This is a genomic window from Bacillus sp. AFS023182, assembly GCF_002560575.1.
In the GTDB taxonomy this organism is placed as follows: Bacteria; Bacillota; Bacilli; order Bacillales; family Bacillaceae_G; genus Bacillus_A; species Bacillus_A arachidis.
In genome coordinates this window covers 1-4,283 of sequence record NZ_NTRO01000113.1, presented here as the reverse complement: position 1 = coordinate 4,283, position 4,283 = coordinate 1, and the positions used below count along the sequence as shown (strand labels likewise).

Below are 4,283 nucleotides of genomic sequence, written 5' to 3'. Positions count from 1 at the left end.
ATATCCTTCTTGAACTGTTTCCCTTTAAAATATCCCATCTGTGATTCTCCTCGTTTTCTTTTTCGAAAGTGTAGCTTAGTTTAGAAAACTTTGCAACAGAACCATAAATGTTCTCCAAATAGTTCTTCAATGTATTGATTGAATTGTTGTATATGCATCTTTTCCTCTCCCCTTAATATTCTCATTTCCGCAAAAATTATATCTCAATGACTCTATTGCATACTTGTGCTACATATGGATCATGGGTGACAATAACAATTGTTTTTCCCTCTTTATTTAGATTTTTTAAAATTTGTATAATTTCATTTCTATTGTTATCGTCTAAAGAGCCTGTTGGTTCATCGGCCAATATTAACTCGCACGGCTTTAGGAGTATCCTTGCTATGGCGACTCTTTGTTGTTCACCACCTGAAAGCTCGTGTATTTTTTGCTGTAATGATACGCTCAGCCCAACTTTTTCTAAGGCGACTGTTTTTAATTCTTTCTTTTCCTTTTTTGTTTTTTTCGCATAAATCAAGGGGATTTCTAAATTTTTATTTACAGTATCATTGTCGATGAGTGCGTAATTTTGAAAGAGATACGACATTTTCGTTCTCAGAAGCTTATTTGCTTTACTAGAACTCATATTAGGGCTCTCTTCACCAAACAATTTAACGACTCCACTATCTGGATTTTCAAGCATTCCCACAATATTAAGAATCGTTGTTTTACCAGATCCACTTTTCCCTGTAATCGCAACCATTTCCCCTTCACAAATTTTCAAATTAAACTCATCTAAAACCGCATGATTGCCATAACTTTTACTAACATCTATCAGTTCACATATATACTGCATTTGTTTCTATGAACCTCCTTTAATGACCGTTGTTTTTTTTCTTCGCTCCATAGTGATTAATGCGATAATAGACGCGATAAATTCAATTAAAATAAGCATTGCCACCACCGTAAACAATTTCATATCAAACTCTTTTTTTACGATGAAGCAAATTAATAGTTGTACGACCCACATCAATACAAATAACCACATGTATCCTTTATACGTTCTAAAAAAACTTACGCCAAATAAGCGATGGACCACTATTTTTTGCTGATTTTTATTGAAATACACAATAATATTCTGTGTAACCAAAAATAATATGCCGACAATTAATCCACTAGTAACCATAAATAACATTTTTATAGTTTGCTGCATATCGTATATATCTTTTAAAATATATTGGTCAACTGTTACAAGATATTTTAAATTATCATCTAGTCCTAGCCTTTTAAGTTCTGGCTCCAAAGCCTTATAAGTTAATCCTGCATCTCTGTCAATTAACTTAATCTTTAAAGGATCGTTCGCCCCTCCGCCTAATATAAGGTCTCTTTCTCCAACAAGACTATTTTTCTCTGTCATAACCTCAATAATCTCATCTTTAATCTTATTATGATTAGATTTATATACATCTGGATTGAAACCAAAGATTTCCTGATTGTTGTTTATCCAAATAATATCTATTTTTCGATTGCGTAAATGATTTGGGACCTCTCTTTGCATTCTTTTTTCTTCATATTCTATTGCTGGCTTTCTCCATTCTCCAAAATAACGAAGAATTTCTTTTTCCCTGTTCTGATATTTTTCAGGTACTAATAAAATCCAGTTTTCCATATCTTCTGTAACTTGCACGCGCTGATTATGTATGTCATATAGCGGAAATTCACGAAGGTAATTATTATTCACTTTAACTGACCGAATTCCTTTATAATCCTTGTTTCTAATAAGCTCTAACTCTTCATACTCCTTGGAATCAATTAATACCGCTCCCATTTTATTTAAAATAGGATACAGATTACCATTTATACTTGAATCCGTTTTATGCATTCCTTGTTGGCCTTCATCATTTCCAGTAAATAGTGGATTAAAGACACCATAATCTTTGTTTTTCTCCCAGTTTTTTAAATTCTCTTGTTTTTCTTTCACTGTAATATATTGTTCTAAAATAGGCGTTCCTAATAAAACAAATAAAATGGAACAGATAACTTTTAATAGCGTATTGAATACAAATATACCTTTCGTATCTTTTCTATTTTTAATAATTTGATTGACTTTAATTTTGGAGATATAAAAATATGAAACGAGAGACACTATTGTAATGATAAAATACGTTTTGCATTGATCAAGCACTATGGTGTATATAAACCCCGAAGTTACATTTTTTACGAAAGCAGCTGCAAGTACGGAAATGAATAACGATAAAATAAACATACTAACAATGGTTCTACCTAGAACAATAAACCATAAACGTCCATTCGATACGCCATGCATTTTTATAACTCCAATTCTTTTCGCTTCGTTAAATACATAATAAATGAGAAAACATAAAAGTACGATAAACACGATATATTGAACATACGATAAATAACTTATTGGTGAATCAAAAGTTTCTTCGTTATTACTAAGATTACGTTTGAAATCGTCAGCTACAATATACTGTTTTGGCTTAAAATGCTGATTTAGCTTTTTAGAAAAAAGCTTTAAAAATGCATTGTATGATTTATCATCTACTCCTTCTACAACATATCTTCCTGCCATAGGTAAATGTTCGTACGACGTTTGAAGCGGTTTAATTGTAATCTCATGATTATCTCCAAAATCTTTTATTACTCCCTTTTGTTTTGTATCTTTCGTATGTACTGTCGATAAAAAAGCATTACCTTGGAATGTGTCTTTTGGCTTTAACACATTCCCCCCACTTAACTGAAACTGTTTAAAATATATCGTTTCAGTTGTTAGTAACACATACTTCAAAATTTCTGCCTGTTCATCTTCATGATACACAACATTTGTACGAAAAATATTTGTATGTGACTCCTTTGCTGCCTCAAGCAATATAGGATAGATTTCACTAGGATTGCTAAAAAGCAGCACATCTGGGATAACGAACTCTTTCCCTATCTTCTGTTCTATCTTATTCATTTTTTCAAACTCTTTATGATCGGTTTGTTGAAATGCAATAAATCCTGACAATATAGAAGCTACAATAAGAAAAAACACAACAACTTTTTTCATGACATCCCCCTCTGTCACATTTTAGTACATTTTCAAAAAAATAGAAACATTATGGTGAATGTTGTCTATATGACTTTCAATCATTATTTTTCATTTCAAAATGGCGTACCGCCCCATCGCCATCAAGCTAAGAAAACAGGTCACCCCCAAAACGATAAATAAGCTTTTTCGTTACAAGAAAGCCTAAAAATTTCGTTCTGGGGGTGTAATAAAATTTTAGGTTGATGGGCATGGGGTCTCGCCACATCGCTATCAAGCTAACAAAACAAAATACCCCCTAAAATGAAAAAATACGCCATCCTTTCCTATGATTCTACGAAAAGAATAGCGTATTTGTTAAGTGACAATAAAGTTGTTTAATTCTTATTGGACTAACGCGCAGTTTAGTGCAAAAATCAAAGGTAAGGGAGGATTTCCACCTTTACCTTATTTTAACTTTAGCTCTAGTATAGGGTATGGACGTCCAGAAGAATCTGTTTCCGTTTCACTTACTATAAAAAAGCCATTATTAATATAGAATTTAGTTGCACTCTTATTGTCTTTATTTACATCAACTGTTGTAATATCAAAGTCTTTAATTAAAGAATTAATAATAGCTTTACCGTATCCTTTACCTATTTTATTAGGTTTTAAGAATAACATTTCTAAGTGTTGTTTATTTATAGCAGAAAAGCCAATTAAATCCTCTTTCTCATACCATAACTGGACATTAAGATGTGGGAAATATGAGGGTATTTCTTTTTTAAACTCTTCTCTATCGGTATCTCTTAAAAAATGATGAGTAGCTAAAACCGACTCTTCCCATATATTCAAAATTGTATCATAATCTTTCTGATTTGCTTTTCTATATATCATGAATATCTCTCCTTTAGTTTTAAATTATCAACTCCTTCCCAATAAGTATTTTATAATTTTCATGTTATATAACCACGAACTTAAAATGTTCATTAATAAAACCTCCAAATAAACATTTAGATAATTTGATTATAATATCAAATCTTTATTATTACTTTACAGTATTTTTTCATTTTAGGGGGTATTTTGTTTTTTTAACTTGATAGCAATGGGGTACCGCCACATCGCCATCAACCTAATGTTTTAGAGTATCCCCAAAACGAAATTTTTATCTCTTCATAGTTGTCCATGAAAATTCAGTTCATTTTTTTATTTTGGGGAACAATTAATTTCTTAAGTTGATGAGCATGTATAGTGACCCCCCTAGTATCTAAACTAG

The 4,283-nt window shown here is 31.4% G+C and carries 3 protein-coding genes; all 3 read right to left on the bottom strand.

Annotated elements, in window-relative coordinates; genetic code table 11:
• Positions 1-196: 196 nt before the first annotated feature.
• The 3 genes from CN288_RS27025 to CN288_RS27015 all read right to left on the bottom strand — a co-directional run bounded on the left by CN288_RS27025 (position 197) and on the right by CN288_RS27015 (position 3,904).
• The gene (locus tag CN288_RS27025; RefSeq protein ID WP_098116936.1) at positions 197-835 is read right to left on the bottom strand and encodes an ABC transporter ATP-binding protein; all 639 of its coding nucleotides are present in this window, start codon (positions 833-835) and stop codon (positions 197-199) included.
• Between the two features lie 6 nt (positions 836-841).
• A complete protein-coding gene (locus tag CN288_RS27020) occupies positions 842-3,049 on the bottom strand; it encodes a bacteriocin-associated integral membrane family protein (RefSeq protein WP_098303561.1) in 2,208 nt (735 codons plus the stop codon).
• A gap of 426 nt (positions 3,050-3,475) precedes the next feature.
• Entirely contained in the window at positions 3,476-3,904 is a 429-nt protein-coding gene (locus CN288_RS27015; protein ID WP_000640391.1) for a GNAT family N-acetyltransferase, read from the bottom strand.
• Between the last annotated feature and the right edge of the window lie 379 nt (positions 3,905-4,283).

Excerpts from the sequence above, each read along its gene's own strand:
- CN288_RS27025 (WP_098116936.1), bottom strand. The coding sequence starts at position 835 with ATGCAGTATATATGTGAACTGATAGATGTTAGTAAAAGTTATGGCAAT.
- CN288_RS27020 (WP_098303561.1), bottom strand. The coding sequence starts at position 3,049 with ATGAAAAAAGTTGTTGTGTTTTTTCTTATTGTAGCTTCTATATTGTCA.
- CN288_RS27015 (WP_000640391.1), bottom strand. The coding sequence starts at position 3,904 with ATGATATATAGAAAAGCAAATCAGAAAGATTATGATACAATTTTGAAT.